Source organism: Paenibacillus endoradicis, assembly GCF_024721975.1.
In genome coordinates, this window is record NZ_JANQBB010000001.1 from 295908 (window position 1) to 313106 (window position 17199).

15 protein-coding genes and 1 pseudogene are annotated in these 17199 nt (G+C 37.9%); 13 read left to right on the forward strand and 3 right to left on the reverse strand.

Annotated features, from left to right (window positions below; translation table 11 throughout):
* The first annotated feature begins 182 nt into the window (after window positions 1-182).
* The 3 genes from NV377_RS01230 (at window position 183) to NV377_RS01240 (ending at window position 4380) form a co-directional block, all read left to right on the forward strand.
* Entirely contained in the window at window positions 183-1718 is a 1536-nt protein-coding gene (locus NV377_RS01230; RefSeq protein ID WP_258199359.1) for a glycoside hydrolase family 43 protein, read from the forward strand.
* A 79-nt stretch (window positions 1719-1797) separates the two neighbouring features.
* The gene (locus NV377_RS01235; protein WP_258199360.1) at window positions 1798-2814 is read left to right on the forward strand and encodes an endo-1,4-beta-xylanase; all 1017 of its coding nucleotides are present in this window, start codon (window positions 1798-1800) and stop codon (window positions 2812-2814) included.
* A gap of 30 nt (window positions 2815-2844) precedes the next feature.
* On the forward strand, window positions 2845-4380 hold the full coding sequence (locus NV377_RS01240) for a glycoside hydrolase family 43 protein (protein ID WP_258199361.1): 1536 nt from the start codon (window positions 2845-2847) through the stop codon (window positions 4378-4380).
* Window positions 4381-4422: 42 nt separating this feature from the next.
* Here the strand turns inward: NV377_RS01240 and NV377_RS01245 are convergent, their stop codons facing one another.
* A complete protein-coding gene (locus tag NV377_RS01245; RefSeq protein ID WP_258199362.1) occupies window positions 4423-5193 on the reverse strand; it encodes a helix-turn-helix domain-containing protein in 771 nt (256 codons plus the stop codon).
* A 568-nt stretch (window positions 5194-5761) separates the two neighbouring features.
* Here NV377_RS01245 and NV377_RS01250 point away from each other — a divergent pair.
* A pseudogene (locus NV377_RS01250) lies at window positions 5762-6520 on the forward strand (glycoside hydrolase family 5 protein); the annotation flags it as partial.
* Window positions 6521-6680: 160 nt separating this feature from the next.
* Window positions 6681-7334 carry an MBL fold metallo-hydrolase gene (locus tag NV377_RS01255; protein ID WP_258199363.1) on the forward strand — a complete coding sequence of 218 codons (654 nt, stop codon included), beginning with the start codon at window positions 6681-6683 and terminating at the stop codon, window positions 7332-7334.
* Window positions 7335-7471: 137 nt separating this feature from the next.
* Here the strand turns inward: NV377_RS01255 and NV377_RS01260 are convergent, their stop codons facing one another.
* On the reverse strand, window positions 7472-8335 hold the full coding sequence (locus tag NV377_RS01260; protein WP_258199364.1) for a PhzF family phenazine biosynthesis protein: 864 nt from the start codon (window positions 8333-8335) through the stop codon (window positions 7472-7474).
* A 74-nt stretch (window positions 8336-8409) separates the two neighbouring features.
* Window positions 8410-9276 carry a DMT family transporter gene (locus NV377_RS01265; RefSeq protein WP_258199365.1) on the reverse strand — a complete coding sequence of 289 codons (867 nt, stop codon included), beginning with the start codon at window positions 9274-9276 and terminating at the stop codon, window positions 8410-8412.
* Between the two features lie 194 nt (window positions 9277-9470).
* On the opposite strand from NV377_RS01265, the gene NV377_RS01270 reads away from it, so the two are divergent.
* The 8 genes from NV377_RS01270 (at window position 9471) to NV377_RS01305 (ending at window position 17180) form a co-directional block, all read left to right on the forward strand.
* Window positions 9471-10847 carry an aminotransferase-like domain-containing protein gene (locus NV377_RS01270; protein ID WP_258199366.1) on the forward strand — a complete coding sequence of 459 codons (1377 nt, stop codon included), beginning with the start codon at window positions 9471-9473 and terminating at the stop codon, window positions 10845-10847.
* Window positions 10848-11493: 646 nt separating this feature from the next.
* On the forward strand, window positions 11494-12075 hold the full coding sequence (locus tag NV377_RS01275; protein ID WP_258199367.1) for a DJ-1/PfpI family protein: 582 nt from the start codon (window positions 11494-11496) through the stop codon (window positions 12073-12075).
* 89 nt (window positions 12076-12164) lie between these two features.
* Complete coding sequence (locus NV377_RS01280) at window positions 12165-12998, forward strand: amidohydrolase family protein (protein ID WP_258199368.1); 834 nt, start codon at window positions 12165-12167, stop codon at window positions 12996-12998.
* A 94-nt stretch (window positions 12999-13092) separates the two neighbouring features.
* Window positions 13093-13839, forward strand: coding sequence for an IclR family transcriptional regulator (locus NV377_RS01285; protein WP_258199369.1), 747 nt, complete (start codon window positions 13093-13095; stop codon window positions 13837-13839).
* 79 nt (window positions 13840-13918) lie between these two features.
* Window positions 13919-14692, forward strand: a complete 774-nt coding sequence (locus tag NV377_RS01290) for an SDR family NAD(P)-dependent oxidoreductase (RefSeq protein ID WP_258199370.1) — start codon at window positions 13919-13921, stop codon at window positions 14690-14692.
* A 33-nt stretch (window positions 14693-14725) separates the two neighbouring features.
* A complete protein-coding gene (locus tag NV377_RS01295) occupies window positions 14726-15637 on the forward strand; it encodes a fumarylacetoacetate hydrolase family protein (RefSeq protein ID WP_258199371.1) in 912 nt (303 codons plus the stop codon).
* Between the two features lie 45 nt (window positions 15638-15682).
* A complete protein-coding gene (locus NV377_RS01300) occupies window positions 15683-16048 on the forward strand; it encodes a UxaA family hydrolase (protein ID WP_258199372.1) in 366 nt (121 codons plus the stop codon).
* Entirely contained in the window at window positions 16005-17180 is a 1176-nt protein-coding gene (locus NV377_RS01305; protein WP_258199373.1) for a UxaA family hydrolase, read from the forward strand. Before NV377_RS01300 ends, NV377_RS01305 begins: the two co-directional genes overlap by 44 nt.
* The last annotated feature ends 19 nt before the right edge of the window (window positions 17181-17199 follow it).

Genomic DNA, 17199 nt, shown 5'->3' on the forward strand with positions numbered 1-17199 from the left:
AATGATTCAAAAAAGCAGCATGTCAGAAGTTGACTGCTGCTTTTTCAACTTGATGAGATTTTGTAATATGTTACGTTTCGTACCTATAACTAGGCAGGTATATGTACCTCTTTTCAACAGGTTGTTGTTCATATGATCAAACGATATAGTTCATTATTATAGGTAAAGGAGTGTTTTGAAATATGAATTATAATAACCCCGTAATCAGTGGATTTCATCCTGATCCTAGCATTTGTAGAAGTGGCGATGATTATTTTCTAGTTACAAGTTCTTTTGAATATTTTCCAGGAGTTCCCCTTTTACATAGTAAAGATCTAGTGCATTGGGAGCAAATTGGACATTGTCTAACACGTCCAGAGCAACTAGATTTACATCAAGCAAGAAGTTCAGGTGGAATTTATGCTCCTACGATACGTTATCACAATGGAATGTATTATATGGTAACTACGAATGTTTCAGCTGGTGGAAATTTTTATGTGTATACGGATAATCCACGAGGAGAATGGTCAAAACCTATTTATGTAGATCAACCAGGGATTGATCCGGACTTATTTTTCGATGAGGATGGTACCGTATATTTTTCTACGGCGTGGGGGAATTCAGAGACGGGTACAGGAATTTATCAAAGTCGTATCAATATAGAAGATGGAAATAGATTAACAAATTATACTTTTGTTTGGCAAGGGACAGGGGGACAATACCCTCAGGCTCCTCATATGTATCGGATTGGAAATTGGTATTATCTTCTTATTTCCGAAGGCGGCACCGAATATGGCCACATGGTTACAATTTCAAGAAGTACAAAAGCAACGGGCCCTTTTGAAGCGTGTCCTAACAATCCTATTTTGACGCATCGTAGTCAATCAAAAACTATTCATGCTACTGGACATGCAGATATAGTGCAAACAAGTGAGGGAAGTTGGTGGGCAGTTTTTCTAGCGATTCGTCCAGTTGGTTACCCGAATCGCCATCATCTCGGCAGAGAAACATTTCTAGCACCTGTAACATGGAGCGAAGATGACTGGCCAATTATAGGTGATAATGGTACGGTCAGTGAAAATGTGTCAGCACAAGGATTAACTCTTCAACCAAAAATAGAACTTACAATTCGAGATGATTTTAATACTGAAAAACTAGCTTCTCATTGGAATTTATTGCGATTACCGAATCTAGATAAGTATTCATTAAAGAGTAAGGTAAGCTGTTTGACACTTTATGGGTCTACAGAAACATTGGATGATTGTGGTGCGCCTGCATTTGTTGGTAGAAGGCAACAACACTTTGCATGTGAAGCATCCGCACAGCTTACATTTAATCCACAGCAAGACGGGGAAGAAGCAGGAATTACTGTATATATGAATGAAAGGTTTCATTATGAACTTGCAGTGAAACGGATTTCAGGTGAGCGCAAGCTTATTTTCCGTAGAAGGCTCGGTAGCTTATGGAAGATAGAGAATGAGATACCCTTGTCAGCTGAATCCATTGTATTAACAGTCAGAGCAGATAAGTGGCATTATTACTTTGAAGCTACTATCGATTCTCGAGATACAATTATGTTAGGACAAGGAGAATGTGCAATGCTTGCTACAGAAGTGGCAGGTGGATTTACTGGAGTACTAATAGCTATGTACGCAACTGGTAATGGAGTAAAATCTACATCTCCTGCTCATTTTGATTGGTTTGATTACGTAGGAATTGAATCTTTTATAGGAAAATAAAATTACCGAATCGACATAGGTTGACGGTTTTATTTTCTCGCGAAATAAACAAATAAATATACATAGGAGGAAATTTATTATGAAAACAGTACAAAATGAAGGAATACCAAAGCTATATGAGGAATTCGTGGAGTATTTTTTAGTTGGGGCAGCAGTTAATAAATTTACGCTTAATCATCAAGAGCAACTGTTGAAACAACATTTCAATAGCATCACAGCTGAAAATGAAATGAAGTTTGAAAGTTTGCAGCCTATGGAAGGGCAGTTTCAATTTGAAGTTGCAGACCAAATGCTAGATTTTGCTAAAAAAAATGATATGGGCGTAAGAGGTCATACGCTCGTATGGCATAATCAAACCCCCGATTGGATGTTCGAAAAACCTTCAAGTGGCATTGTTGATCGTGCAACATTATTAGAACGAATGAAAGCTCATATTGACACTGTAGTTACTCGCTATAAAGGCAATTTTTATGCATGGGACGTAGTTAATGAAGCAGTATCTGATAGCGGTAATGATATATTGCGTTCATCGAAATGGCTTGACATTGTAGGAGAAGAGTTCATAGCAAAAGCGTTCGAATATGCTCATGCTGCTGATCCTACTGCTCTATTATTCTATAATGATTATAATGAATCTGATGCTATAAAACGAGAAAAAATATATCGTTTAGTGAAATCCTTAAAGGAAAAAGATGTACCTATTCATGGAATTGGTATGCAATCACACTGGAATCTTGATCAACCTTCTCTTGACGATATTCGCCAGACGATTGAACGCTATGCTAGCTTAGGCGTAACACTTCATATAACTGAAATGGATTTATCGATGTTTCAATTCGATGATCGACGAACCGATTGTACAGTTCCAACTGAAGTGATGTTAGAAAAACAAGCGCAGCGATATGGACAAGTGTTTAAACTATTTAAGGAATACAGTGAACATATTTCGTCAGTAACATTTTGGGGTGCAGCTGATGATTATACTTGGCTAGATCATTTCCCAGTACATAATCGTAAAAATTGGCCATTTCTATTTGATACAGAGCACAAGCCAAAGCAATCATTTTGGAATGTTATTAATAGTTCTAAATCTTAATCATCAATTTCATAAGGGAGAGATAGTACAATGGATAATACTTTAATTACTAATCCAATCATCTGGGCTGACATACCAGATCCTGATATTATTCGAGTAGGTCATCATTATTATATGGTTAGTACAAGTATGCATGTTATGCCCGGTTGTCCTATTATGAAGTCGCAAGATTTGTTGAATTGGGAGATCCTTAATTACGTCTATGATAGCTTCGAGAATAATGACGCTCATAATATGGTAGATGGTAAAAATATCTATGGTCAAGGCTCTTGGGCAGCTAGTTTACGCCAACACAATGGACTGTTTTATGTATGTTTTTCTAGCAATGACATGAATCAGTTTTATACGTACACGACGGATGATATTGACAATGGAAATTGGCAACGCTCAGTAATCAATGGCTTATTCCATGACCCAAGCTTACTATTTGAGGAGGATAGAGTATTTGTTATATACGGAAACGGCGGTATTTATATTGCCGAATTAACAGCAGATGCAACTGCGGTGAAAGAAGGCGGGATTGTTCAGTTACTATTAGAAACTGAAAGTGAGGGTATTGGTTTACGATGTGAAGGATGTCATGCATATCGAATAGATGGAATGTACTATCTATTCTTTATTGAATGGCCGACAGTAGGCAATAAGCGTCGTAGCCAAGTATGTTATCGTTCCTCCGAGCTTCTTGGGCCTTATGAACGGAAGATCATTTTGGATGATGATATGGGCTATTATAATAAAGGGATTGCCCAAGGTGGTATAATTGAAACAGCAGATCATAAGTGGTATACGCTTTTATTTCAAGATCATGATGCAGTTGGAAGAATACCTGTATTGCAGCCTATGGAATGGCTTGATGGCTGGCCGATAGTCGGTGTAGAGGGTAAAGCTTCGGAAAAGTTTGCTACAAATTTCCCTAATACACCATGTAAACCAATTGTAATTAGTGATGAATTCGATTATGAAGAGAATCAATTAATATTGAATTGGCAATGGAATCATAACCCGAACAATCAGTTATGGTCAGTGACCGAGCGAGACAGTCATCTACGCTTAACGACTGGCAATATTGTAGATAGTGTGCTCAAAGCACGTAATACGCTGACACAGCGTACGGAAGGTCCAGCATGTGTAGCAACGACTGTGATGGATATTTCGTATATGAACCTTGGCGATCATGCTGGATTGATTGCCTTACAAAGTCTTTTTGGTACTGTTGGTGTTAAAGTAGACAGCAATGGTGATAGAGTTGTCGTGATGAGCGTGAACGATGGTCTTGGTATGGAAACAGTGGTTGAATCGGTGCCATATGCCCCTAGTATTATCTATTTAAAAATTGAATTTAATTATGAAAATAGTATTGATATTGCAAAATTTTATTACGCTTCAAAAGATGGTCAATGGATAGAAATTGGACGTCCGTTGGAGATGAAATATACATTAGATCATTTTATGGGCTATCGAATAGGTATATTTAATTACGCAAGTCTAGAGACTAATGGTTACGTTGATGTTGATTATTTCCACTATATGAAGTTAATTCATGGAACATATCAACTTATGAGATAGCAACAAAAAACACCAGATATCTGGTGTTTTTTGTTGCGGTAATTAATTTGCTTGAGAATAATCATATTTCTTTCGATATTCATTGGAGCTTAAGCCAGTATATTGTTTGAACTTTTTATAAAACCAGTCAATCTCGGTATAGCCTACCTCATTAGCAATTTCATATATTTTCATATCTGTTTTTTTGAGTAATACTTTGGCTTTTTCCATTCTTTGTTGTAGTAAATACGCATTGAAAGACATGTTTTCATGCAATCTAAATTTTTGTCCTAAATAGGCACAGTTAAAATGTAGTATGCTCGATATCTTTTTCAATGTAATGTTTTGATGCATATCATTCTGTACATAATGTTTAACGGTTTCGATAATAGAGATAGACGGTTCGTTTTTCTTGACTGCTACTGTAGAAGTTGGGCCATCATTCGGTTCATATGAAGAATTAATAGTAAGCGCTTTCTTAACGGCCAACAAACTTGTTTTCAAAGTACCCTCTCGCATTGGTTCGGTTAAATAATCGTTGATCTGATACGTCAATGCTTTTCTAGCAAGTTGGAAATCATCTTTTCCACCTATAAGAATAATTGGGATACGACTTTTACTTCGTATTTTTTTGCATAGTAATATTCCAGTTGTGTTGTAACCTTTAATATTTATAACAATGAGTGAGAAACGATGATTCTCAATTAATTGAGTAACATTATGATATTGATTGGTTTGATTGGTAACCTTAAAATTAATGTCTAATCGCTTAATTAGCTTTGTTGTTTGATGGAGTGTAAAATCGTTAGGATCAACAAGCAGTACATTATACATGGAACTTTCCCCCTTAGCAGTATAAGCTATGTTGAAGAATAATTGTATACGCTTTAATTATGGGGAATCACTGGGTTGTTAACAATGTGCAATTCTTTGCTCTTGTTGCATTCTTTTACTAATTGAAAAAATATATTTAATATAATATGAATATTTTAGTTTAGAGGTTTGAGTTGCAAATATGAAGAGGGTATCGATTATGTGGGACTCATATACAATACAATTAATTGATCTTCTAAAATATGAATTATTGGAAGTGAATATATAACATACTGGAAATCGATTCGTAATGTGAATAGTAAGAGGAAACGAAGGTACTACTTCTATCGATCTCATAATATAACAATCTAATATTTTTTTATGACATTCATGTAACATTCGTGTTTTACAATACATGATGAGGTGAGGAAATGAGAAAAATCAAGTTCGTTTTTCTAGAAATATCTTTCCACTAATATTAATTTTACTTCTAGTATTGGTGGCAGGATGTTCAGTGAAGGAGGAAGTAAACAAACTACCGAATAAAGAAGACAACTCATTATCAAATAAGGAAGAAGCTTTAGGTAAGATTTCATTTTGGGATGAACAGAAAAAAGGTACTAATTTTATCAATTCGAAATCTATTCCAGAAAATTATAGTGAAGCTAATAAAGAAAATATTGAATTTATCCGCTTAGCTCCGGATAAATGGGCTAAGGATAGAGATTTTTTATTCAATGATAAGCCGGATTCAAATCCGAAAAAAGATTTTTTAATTGGTAATGCAGATCAATATGAAGGTATTGTAGAAGAAGATTTTGCTGCATTGAAAGCAGACTTGGATGCAGCTTATGAACGAGGTTCAAAAGTAGTATTAACAGTTTTAAGTCTGCGAGGAGATCGTTGGAGACAATTTAATAATTTCAAGAACGATGATCCAATTTGGCAGAATTTTAGTTATCATGAACAATCTGCACAGTTTTGGAGTGACCTTGCTACTAGATTGAAGGATCATCCAGCTGTAGTTGGATATAATCTAGTGAATGAACTACACCCAGAAACAGCGACAGGATTTAAAGATTTTTAGACACAGGATTATAGCGAGTGGTATAGCAATGTTGAAAATACAGCAGCTGATTTAAATAAATTGTATGAAACGATAGTAGAAGCGATTCGCTTGGTAGATAAAGATACACCGATTATTGTTAATTCAGGATTATATGCAACTCCATGGGCATTTGAGTTTTTGAAACCAATCAACGATGATAATGTTCTGTATGCATTTCATATGTATGAGCCGTATGAAATGACCAGTCAAAATCGCAAAAAAGGATTCGCGTATGAGTTTATTCTATTTACGGTTGTATTAGGATTATTATATTAGATGAAAGAGATTTATTGACAAAACAATAGATTTAGTAATAATATCTTTTACGAAAAATAAGTTTACATTTCATAAAATTTATATCGTGTTGTTTAATCGCTATAATTATAAAGGAGCTGAGAAAATGGAAATTTCAAATGGAGTTCACATACTTGAACTTGACTTTTACGGGAGTACAATCAACCCAACCCTTTTGTGGGATCAAGAAATGGCCGTTTTAATAGACACAGGATTCACTGGGCAGATTGAAGATTTGAAACTAGCTATGAAGAAGGTAGGAGTGTCACTTAATAATGTGAAAATTGTGATCTTGACACATCAGGATATAGATCATATAGGATGTCTACCTGAGATTTTGGGAGAGTGTGGTAACCAAGTTCAAGTATTTGCGCACGAACTGGATAAGCCATATATCCAAGGTGAATTACCACTTTTAAAAGATGGACACATCATAGATCCTCCTAAGGGCAGAGTGGACAAAACATTAATAGATGGTGAGGAAATTGATGTTTGCGGTGGAATTAGAGTCATTCACACGCCTGGGCACACCCCCGGTCATATCAGCCTATATTTGAAAAAAAGTAAAACTCTAATTGCTGGGGATTCGATGTATAGTGTAAACGGAATACTCGGAGGAATTCATGAGCCAACAACACCCGATATAGAGGAAGCTCGGCTTTCCTTGAAAAAGTATTTGGATCTAGATATTGAATCCGTAATTTGTTATCACGGAGGAATAAGCAAGGGGAAAATTAATGACCAAATTAGAGCATTATAGATCTAATACATAATTATGAAATAAACCACTAGACATACAGCATTATGCATCTTCACTTATGCATGATGTGTTTCTGGTGGTTTATATTTTTGCTTAATCTCTCGTCATCTTATGTTCTAACTTTTGTGAAATCGTCCTCACTTGGTGCTTAACATTCCTTCGATACAACTAACTGCATAACCACCGATTAAGATTTTTCCATTATTCTGAAACCGAACTTCGACCCTCCCATTTCGTCCTACACTATAGCCTTGACTAGCAATATAGTTCGATTCTTTTATAAGTTCAAGTTTTTTTATGAGTGTTGCCACGCATCCATTACCGCTTCCACACACTGGGTCTTCATCTATTCCTTCGGTAGGGGCGAATGACCGCACTTCAAGATTAGACGTTGTATTTCCAAAATCTAACCCAAATATCGTAACACCAGTTACCCCTGACGGAATCAAAGTAGATAGCTTCGCCATGTCAGGCCGAAGGCTTCGTACCTCATGTGCATTAGTTAGTTGTAGCGTAATCCATACGGCTCCCACATCAATCGTGGCACTTGCTTTCACGCTATGTGAAGGGACTCCCAAAGCAATAGCAAGTTCAACTAATTCAGCAGAATGTATGTGCTGTACATTAGGCTCAGGCAATGTAAGAAATAGTTTATCTTCATCTATTAAAATTGATACTAATCCGACCCCACATTCCTGTATTAAGTATCCTTCTGTCTTTGGTTTATTGCCATGTTGAAGTACAGCAAATGCCGACCCTATAGTAGGGTGCCCTGCAAAAGGAAGTTCACTGTTTGGAGTGAAAATACGCAATTTATAGTCAGCCCGTGGGTCTGTTGGAGTGCATACAAAGGTGGTTTCAGATAGATTCGTCCAATTTGCAATAGCCTGCATCTCCTTAGTTGACAGTTCATTTCCATCGAGAACTACTGCAACAGGGTTTCCCTTAAATGGAACATTAGTAAATACATCTATTTGTTGAAATGGAACTTGGTGATTCATTAATTATCTCCCCTTCCTAATTAAAAAAATCCAGGTCTGTAAGTGAGTCATATCGAGTAACTGGATTATAGAAACTATTTTGATGCAAATCGCTTTGCGATCGCCACACATAGTACGACACCGATATTTACTATAAAGATAGGCCAACCAATTAACTCATGAAGAACGAGAGCAGAAAGTATTAGACCGAAAAAAGGTTGCAGCAATTGTAACTGCCCGACTGCTGCTATACCTCCCTGGGCAAGACCACGATACCAGAACACAAAGCCAATGAGCATACTAAATAAAGAGACATAAGCTAAGCTCAAAAGTGAGGAAACACTGATACCCTCCCATGAAACCGGTATGTAATAAAACGATAGTAGTAACATAATGGGGAGAGACATAACGAGAGCCCAAGAAATCACCTGCCAGCCCCCCAATCTTCTTGAGAGGATTGCTCCTTCCGCATAACCGTAACCACACACAATGATAGAAGCAAGCATTAATACATCACCGATAGTTGAAGAACTACCTACTTGTGTTAAAGCGAATCCTACTACGAGGGAGCTACCTAAAGCTGACAATATCCAAAAGCTTGGTCGTGGGCGTTCACCGCCTCGCAATACACCGAAAATCGCCGTTGAAAGTGGCAGAAGTCCAATATAGATCATTGCATGCGATGATGTGACATACTGAAGCGCCACGGCTGACAGTAATGGGAAACCTACGACGACGCTGAGTGCTACTAACAATAGCGGAACGATATCGCTTCGAATAGGTCGTTGTTGCCGGAAGATGAGCAAAAGTATTCCCGCTAACACACCAGCAATTGCGGCACGACATACTGTGAGAAATATTGGATCAAAATCCATTACTGCCAAGCGGGTTGCAGGTAGCGAACCACTGAAAATGAGTACACCTATGAAACCATTAATCCAGCCGCTTGTCTTGTTGTTCATTACAATCACCTCGATATTTTTATACAAAACTACAGTCGACACTATGAGATATCAAGGGACGATAATGTTCATTTAATGCATTTTTGTATGAATATTTGTATTATAATAGATACAAAGTGTTATATATATTGAATAATATTCAATCTGTAAGGGTACAGATGTAAGGTGGAATCATTCAAGAGGGAGGAATATTAATGTCTAGTAAAAAGGAAACCATTCAGCAAATCATCCATAAGGACATCGTTAATGGTCTCATCAAACCCGGTCAAAAGCTGCCCTCCATTCGTATGCAGAGCCAAAGATTTGGTTGCAGCCTTAATACAATAATTAGTGTCTATCAAGAGCTTGAAAATCAATATCTTATATATTCACGCCCGAAGAGCGGATATTTTGTTGTAGCTGAAGAAGCACTCTTTCCTCTGCTGCAAACCAATCGAATCGACTTTGCGACAGCGGCCCCTGATGCTGCGACGATCCCGCATACCGACTTTCGCCAATGCTTGAACAAAGCGATGGAATTATTTGAGACGTCCATATACACTTATCCCGATCCTCAAGGCTTACTTTCTCTTCGCCAAGAGATCGTGAAGCTTTTTCAACAACAGCAGGTTTTCCCTTCAGCAGAGCAAGTTTTTATTTTTTCCGGTGCTCAACAAGCGCTTCATATTCTTGCGGGAATGCCGTTTCCTAACGGGAAAATCAACATTTTGGTAGAACAACCAACCTACTGGGGAATGCTTGCTGCAATTGATACTCAAAGACAAACTGTCATAGGCATCGAAAGAACTGCTGAAGGACTTGATTGGGAAGCTTTGGAGCGACACTTTCAAAGTAATAATATAAAGTTTTTCTATACAATTCCGCGTTTTCATAATCCGCTAGGTACTTCTTATACAGCGCAAGACAAACAGCGACTAGCAGAACTCGCCAAAGCTAATGATGTTTACATTGTTGAGGATGATTATCTCGCTGATCTGGATACAAATAGTAAGGCAGATCCTATTTACGCTTATAATGGAGCCAGTCATGTTATATATCTCAGAAGTTTTTCAAAAGTAATGCTACCAGGATTAAGAATTGCTGCAGCGGCAGTACCATCATCGTTTATTCATTTACTTCAATGGCATAAACATGCGGCTGATCTGAGTACATCAGTACTATCTCAAGGTGTACTTGAGATTTATATGAAGTCTGGGATGTATGCTCATCATGCGAAGCAAATGAAGTCTATGTACGATCGACGTATCAATCATCTAAAGGAAGTTTCACAGCGATATTTGCCCGAGGAGTGTTTATTTACGACTCAATCTTGTGGAGGTGTTTTCGCTTCAATTCAGCTCCCAGATTCTATTAATATTGAAGATTTGGTAAAGAGATTGGATAATCGTGGCGTTGATGTCTTTACTACCGATAAAATGTTTATTGCATCTTTTCCTAAGCTGAATTTATTGCGTCTAAGCATCATTCGCACGGATGAGCAAGCTATTGAAGAGGGAATCCGCATCATTGCGGAAGAAGTGGAGAATTCAAGATATACAAATAACTCGCCTAAGTCATTCTTTCGTCTATAAATAGAAAAACGGAGGAATAGATATGTCAAGAGGTATGAGAAAACGGAGAAATTAAAAAGCTAAGCTGACGGGATGACAATTCTAGATTTGTAGAATTGTCTATTTTTTTGTGTATCATCTTAACATACTAGAAAAAAATTTTTTAGATTATTAACGATGCCAGATAGGGAGTAATTGATACATGGGAAGAATAAATTATTAAGATATGTAGTACTATACAAATTCGTTTTTTACAAAATAGTATTTTATAGGGAAAATATAGAAAATAATAGATGAATAGAGTATGATGAAGGAAGATTGTTTAGTTTTAATGTCGAAGTTTTGTTGTTCTATGGTCAATTGATCGAGCTCAAAAGCGTGTAAGTCCAATATTAAATGTATCGCTCATAAATGCCAGAAGATGTATTAATTAAAAAATGCTATGGTCAGAATGATTCATCTCGTTATTGCTAGGAAGAGTTCAGTGACCTAATACAGGAAATATTCAGTACAAACATTCTATTAATTTAATGATGTATAATCATGAAACAAAAGCTAAGACAACGAATGACCCAGCCTAAGATAACATTAATCTAAGGCTGGGTCATTTGTGTATACAAAAACGTAAGATGAATCAGCAGTAACTATAAATGAGAGGGTGGATACAATGAAGATCGCTTTAGTATTATTCGATGGAGTTACATTTCTTGATTATGTGGGATTTTATGATGTTATTTATCGGCTAAATTTCTTTGACAAAACAAAAGGTACAACTTGGGATATATGTGGATTAACTGATGAACTGACAGATGAACTTGGAATGAGAGTCAGAGTAAATGTTATTAAACCTAATATATCTGAATATGATCTTGTCTTCATTCCTAGAGGTATGGGTACGAGAAAGCTTAAAGAAGATCCTGAATTTATGACATGGATACGCACCAGTGAATCTGTTTCTAATAAAATTTCAGTCTGTACAGGCTCTCTTATATTGGGATCCGCTGGTTTCTTAAAGGACAAGAAAGCAACAACTCATCCTAATGCATACGAGTTATTAGAACCTTACTGTAAGGAAGTAATTAATACCCGAATAGTCAAGGATGGGAATGTAATAACTGCAGGAGGAGTAACGACATCTATCGATTTGGGCATATATTTAATCGAGCTATTCGTAGGGAAAGAGGAGGCTGAAATAGTGAAAAAACAAATTGATTATCCCTATGAAGCAGTAGGAATTGTAGAAGTCTGAATTGAATCGTAGATGCATTGAATAGTTGCGAATTAAAATGCTGAGCAATGGAATGGCACGACCAAATCGAGATAAAGGGTGAATGAGTGATGAGAGTAGATGCGCATCAACATTTCTGGAATTTAGAAAAAGTAGAATATCCTTGGTTAATTCCAGCACATGGCTCAATTTATCGTACAATCGAGGCTAACGAGCTAGAGCCTCTGCTACAAACAAATGGGATCGACAAAACCGTCATTATCCAAGCGATGGATTCATATGAAGATACTGACTATATGCTCGAAACAGCTGAACAATTTAGTTGGATTGCAGGTGTAGTGGGCTGGGTTCCATTGAATAAACCTGAGGAAGCAGCTAAGAAGCTTGAGTTATACAGCAAAAATCCTCGTTTTAAAGGTGTTCGTCATTTAATACATGATGAACCGGATCCCAACTGGCTTGTTCAGGATAATGTCATTCAAGGCCTTAAAATTCTGGCTTCATATGGACTAACTTTTGATGTCGTAGCAGAATTGCCAGAGCATTTACAGCATGTCACTACGTTAGCCGAAAAAATTCCCAATTTAAAAATAGTGATCGATCATCTTGCAAAGCCACCGATAAAAGATCAACAAATGGAGCCTTGGTCCAGCTTGATGAAGGATGCGGCAGAGTACCCCAACGTTTATGCCAAATTATCTGGACTCAACACCGCTGCCCATTGGGAAAATTGGTCTGCTGCGGATATTAAACCTTATATCGATTTTGCTTTTAATAATTTTGGAGCAGAAAGACTTTTATTTGGTAGCGATTGGCCTGTAGCTAATTTGGCAGGCGATTACACTAAGATTTGGGTGGAAACGAACAAAGCACTTGAAGGACGTTCACAAGTTGAAATTGATGCTGTTTTAGGTGGAACTGCTATTAAATTTTACGGGTTATAAAAGGTGAAAATTTCAATTGCTAAATATACCATAAATTAGTAAAATTGATTTGTATACAAAACTTGGTTTTCTATAATATTCAAAGGGTGGTTATGTGGACAAAAAATATTGGGTACCTGCGTTGGAGAAAGCAGATGGGGTTTTAAGGCTTATTTCAGAAGAACCCTATAAGCATCGATTAATTGATTTGGTCAATCAACTAGGCATCCATAAGAGCTCTATGTATTCCCTTTTACATACTTTGGAAGCGCTTAAATGGATTGATAGAGATGCTAATGATACGTATGCCATCGGTTCCGCTACGGGGAGATGGGGTGATTCTTACTCGCAAGGTCAAGATATTATCGCCTCGTTCCATCGAGAAGCAAGTATCACGAGAGATCGTCTTCAAGAGACAATTCAGTTGGCAAAACTAGAAGGTAATGAAGTGCTATATCTAGCTAAAGAGGAAGCGCCTACTATGGTCAGGCTAGCTTCTGGACCAGGAATGAAGTTCCCTGCCCATGTAACTGCACTCGGAAAAGTATTGTTGTCGTTTGTAGATGAGTCGGAGCTAGATTTATTGTATCCTAGTCAACAATTAATAAGTCTCACAGAGTATTCATTAAAAACAAAGGTGGATTTGGTTAAGCAGCTCCGAATCATTCGTGATGAAGGAATTGCCTTCGATAGGCAGGAAGTCATCGTCGGATTCAGCTGTGTTTCAGCACCGATTCTATCTCAATCAGGTGAAGCTATCGCAGCAGTGAGCTGTTCCATGCCACAGTATATCTGGGAGCGTAAAAAGGATGTTGCGAAAACCGAGATTAGTCAATTGGCTGGTCGCTTATCCCAATTTTAGTTTATTCTTACGATGCTACTTTTCATCAGATGAGAAGTACATCGAGATGCCAATGTAAAGTTTTAGGAGGCAATTATCAATGAGATTAATCAATAAAGTTATTCTGATTACTGGATCGGGTTCTGGTATAGGCAGAAGCACAGCATTGTTATTCGCTCGTGAAGGCGCCACTGTCATTGTGAATGATCTGGATGAAGCTAAAGGAATTGAGACGTTAAAGTATATTCAGGATGCTGGTGGAATGGGTCACTTTATCCATGCAGACGTGACAAATCCTGAATCTGTGATGCTGATGATCGATCAAATTATTAAAAAATACGGTCAAATTGATGTGCTCTTTAACAATGCGGGAATTAGTGGTGTTGGAGCTTTACATGAAATTGAGCCTGATACATGGGATCGAGTTATTCAGGTCAACATCCGCGGTGTATACTTGTCTTCCAAATATGTGCTTCCACATATGATGAAACGCAAATCTGGTAACATCATCAACATGTCCTCCTGCGTTGCAGAAATTGGACTCGCTAGAAGGGCCTCTTATTCAGCGACGAAAGGAGCGGTATTGGCGCTGACGAAGTCCATGCAAGTGGATTACGCATCATACAATATCCGCGTAAATGCCATTTTACCCGGTACAATCCTAACGCCGTTCGTTGAGAATTATTTAGTCAGCTCCTATGATGATCGAGAATCTGCTATGGCATCAATCAAGAAACGCCAACTCAGTGAGGAGCTTGGAACACCAGAGGATGTTGCTCAGGCTGCTTTATTCCTTGCTTCAGATGAATCGAAATTTATGATGGGTTCACCTCTTTATATCGATGGAGGCGCTACTTTCGGAAAAAATGCATAAAAACAGTAAATGACAGAGGAGAGGAATGTTACTATGAAATTATTAACATTTATTAACAATGGAGACTACCAATTAGGAGTCGTAACTGATCAAGGAGTTCTGGATGTTGCAAGTGCAGTAAGAGATTTACCTATGCTTAGTGGAGAATCCATACCGCTAACGGTTCACGAAGTGATCGACGGTGGTGATGCGGCAGTTGAGAAGCTCGATCAATTCACATCACAAGTACTGGAGATGGTTAGCGACGATAGTTCATATTTGCTTGATGAAGTAAAGCTGACGCTTGGTCCATGTGTAACCCATCCGAATAAGATCATTTGCGTTGGTCTTAACTATCGCAAACATGCGGAGGAAACGAATGCCGCTATTCCTCAATACCCGATTCTTTTCAATAAGTTTAACAATACGTTAACGGGGCATGGCGACGATATTCCACTACCTAAAGTGACGACGAAAGTCGATTATGAAGCTGAACTCGTCATCGTTATCGGAAAAACTGCAAAGTATGTTGCGAAAGAGGATGCGCTTAGCCATGTGTTTGGTTATTGCAACGTGAACGATTTGTCTGCCCGAGACTTACAGATGAGGACGCAGCAATGGCTTTTAGGAAAGTCATGTGATAAATTTTCGCCACTTGGACCCTATCTAGTTACTGCGGATGAAATCGGAAACCCGAATGATCTGGATGTTAAATGCCTCGTCAACGGAGCAGTTCGACAGCATTCCAATACATCGGATATGATCTTCTATTGTGATGAAATCGTAAGCTATATCTCGCAACATATGACGCTTGTACCTGGAGACATTATTTTAACTGGAACACCAGAAGGAGTCGTTCTCGGTTATCCGGAAGATAAGCAGGTTTATCTAAAGGATGGAGACATCGTTACGATCGAGATTGAGAAACTTGGCAAGCTGACGAATCGAATGGTTACCGAAAACTGAATTATTGTCGAATTTTAAAGATTGAGAGACGAAAGGAAGATGAATATGGATGTAGCGAAGAAGGGTGGCAGAGCTATTATATTACATGCCAAAGATAATGCGGCAACGGCTCTTGAACTTTTCAGCAAAGATTCTATTTTTCATATATCCGAAACTGATGCGATTATATTGCAAGATAATATAGAATTTGGACATAAATTTGCCTTAGCCTTCATCCCAAGAGGACAGAAAGTATACAAATATGGAGTACCAATCGGTATAGCGACATTAGATATTCATGTTGGTGAACACATCCATTTACACAATTTAATGAGCATGCAATATTTAACAGATCAATCGGTGGATCAAATTTCGGAGGGGATGGAGAATGAAGGGATACAAGAGAGCGGATGGAAGAATCGGAATACGTAATCATGTAGCAGTCATCTATACCGTTGAATGTGCACATCACGTTTCTGATACCATCGCGCGAAGTGTACCTGGTGTTGAAGTATTAGGTTACGCTGGTTGTTATTCAGATCCTTACGCATTCCGAATGCTTGTCGAATTGGGTAAGCATCCTAATGTGGCAGGGGTTATCATTGTACGTATTGGTTGTGAAAGTACTGATGTTGACTTACTCACTTCACTAATTGCCGAAAGTGGAAAACGTGTTGAAATGATCAATATCCAGGAAACTGGCGGATCTATTGCTTCAATCTCGCTTGGTAAAAAATACGCGCTCGAAATGATAGAGAGTGCTGAAACAACAGAACTCCAGGAAATTGGTTTGGATGATCTAATTATTGGTGTTGAATGTGGTGGTTCTGATGCAACCTCAGGGTTATCTGCAAACCCTGCTACGGGATGGGCAGTAGATCGTTTGGTAGAACATGGTGCTCGTGTTATTTTTAGTGAGCTACCGGAGTTATTAGGATGTAACGATTATTTACTTGATCGAGCAGCTAACGAAACAGTTAAAACTAGACTTCAAGACGGTTTGGTCCGAGCACAAGGTCTAGGGATTCTCTTGAAAACTTTTGCAGTTTCCGTAGGAAATGAAGCAGGTGGTCTAACTACAATTGAGGAGAAGTCATTAGGTGCATTATGCAAAGCAGGAACAAAACCCATTGTTGATATATTGAAACCTGGTCAACACCCAGAAAAAGCAGGACTTTATTTATTGGATAAAGTAGGATTATTAGACACGAATCAATTAACGATATATGAAGAAAACGATAGTGATGGACTTGTAACTTTACTAGCTTCGGGCGCACATATATTATTGTTTACTACAGGAAGAGGTAACGTCATAGGGTCTGTTATTGCACCTGTAATTAAAATATGTGGAAATCCGATTACTGCTAGACGGATGTCTGACAACATGGATATTAATGCTGGAGGGATTATAGAAGGCATACATTCCGTAGATCAAGTAGGTCAACAATTGTTTGATCTAATTGGTGCGGTTGCTGCAGGACAGCAAACTAAAGCGGAAATATTGGGTCATAAGGAATATTCAATTCCAGACAAACCAGGCAGAGCTTGCGATTTGTTTGGATAGAGATTGTTTTCTTAATTGA

Coding starts and splice junctions, on each gene's coding strand:
- NV377_RS01300 (WP_258199372.1), top strand. CDS start 15,683: ATGGATGTAGCGAAGAAGGGTGGCAGAGCTATTATATTACATGCCAAA.
- NV377_RS01235 (WP_258199360.1), top strand. CDS start 1,798: ATGAAAACAGTACAAAATGAAGGAATACCAAAGCTATATGAGGAATTC.
- NV377_RS01270 (WP_258199366.1), top strand. CDS start 9,471: ATGTCTAGTAAAAAGGAAACCATTCAGCAAATCATCCATAAGGACATC.
- NV377_RS01305 (WP_258199373.1), top strand. CDS start 16,005: ATGAAGGGATACAAGAGAGCGGATGGAAGAATCGGAATACGTAATCAT.
- NV377_RS01260 (WP_258199364.1), bottom strand. CDS start 8,335: ATGAATCACCAAGTTCCATTTCAACAAATAGATGTATTTACTAATGTT.
- NV377_RS01280 (WP_258199368.1), top strand. CDS start 12,165: ATGAGAGTAGATGCGCATCAACATTTCTGGAATTTAGAAAAAGTAGAA.
- NV377_RS01230 (WP_258199359.1), top strand. CDS start 183: ATGAATTATAATAACCCCGTAATCAGTGGATTTCATCCTGATCCTAGC.
- NV377_RS01275 (WP_258199367.1), top strand. CDS start 11,494: ATGAAGATCGCTTTAGTATTATTCGATGGAGTTACATTTCTTGATTAT.
- NV377_RS01295 (WP_258199371.1), top strand. CDS start 14,726: ATGAAATTATTAACATTTATTAACAATGGAGACTACCAATTAGGAGTC.
- NV377_RS01240 (WP_258199361.1), top strand. CDS start 2,845: ATGGATAATACTTTAATTACTAATCCAATCATCTGGGCTGACATACCA.
- NV377_RS01245 (WP_258199362.1), bottom strand. CDS start 5,193: ATGTATAATGTACTGCTTGTTGATCCTAACGATTTTACACTCCATCAA.
- NV377_RS01290 (WP_258199370.1), top strand. CDS start 13,919: ATGAGATTAATCAATAAAGTTATTCTGATTACTGGATCGGGTTCTGGT.
- NV377_RS01255 (WP_258199363.1), top strand. CDS start 6,681: ATGGAAATTTCAAATGGAGTTCACATACTTGAACTTGACTTTTACGGG.
- NV377_RS01265 (WP_258199365.1), bottom strand. CDS start 9,276: ATGAACAACAAGACAAGCGGCTGGATTAATGGTTTCATAGGTGTACTC.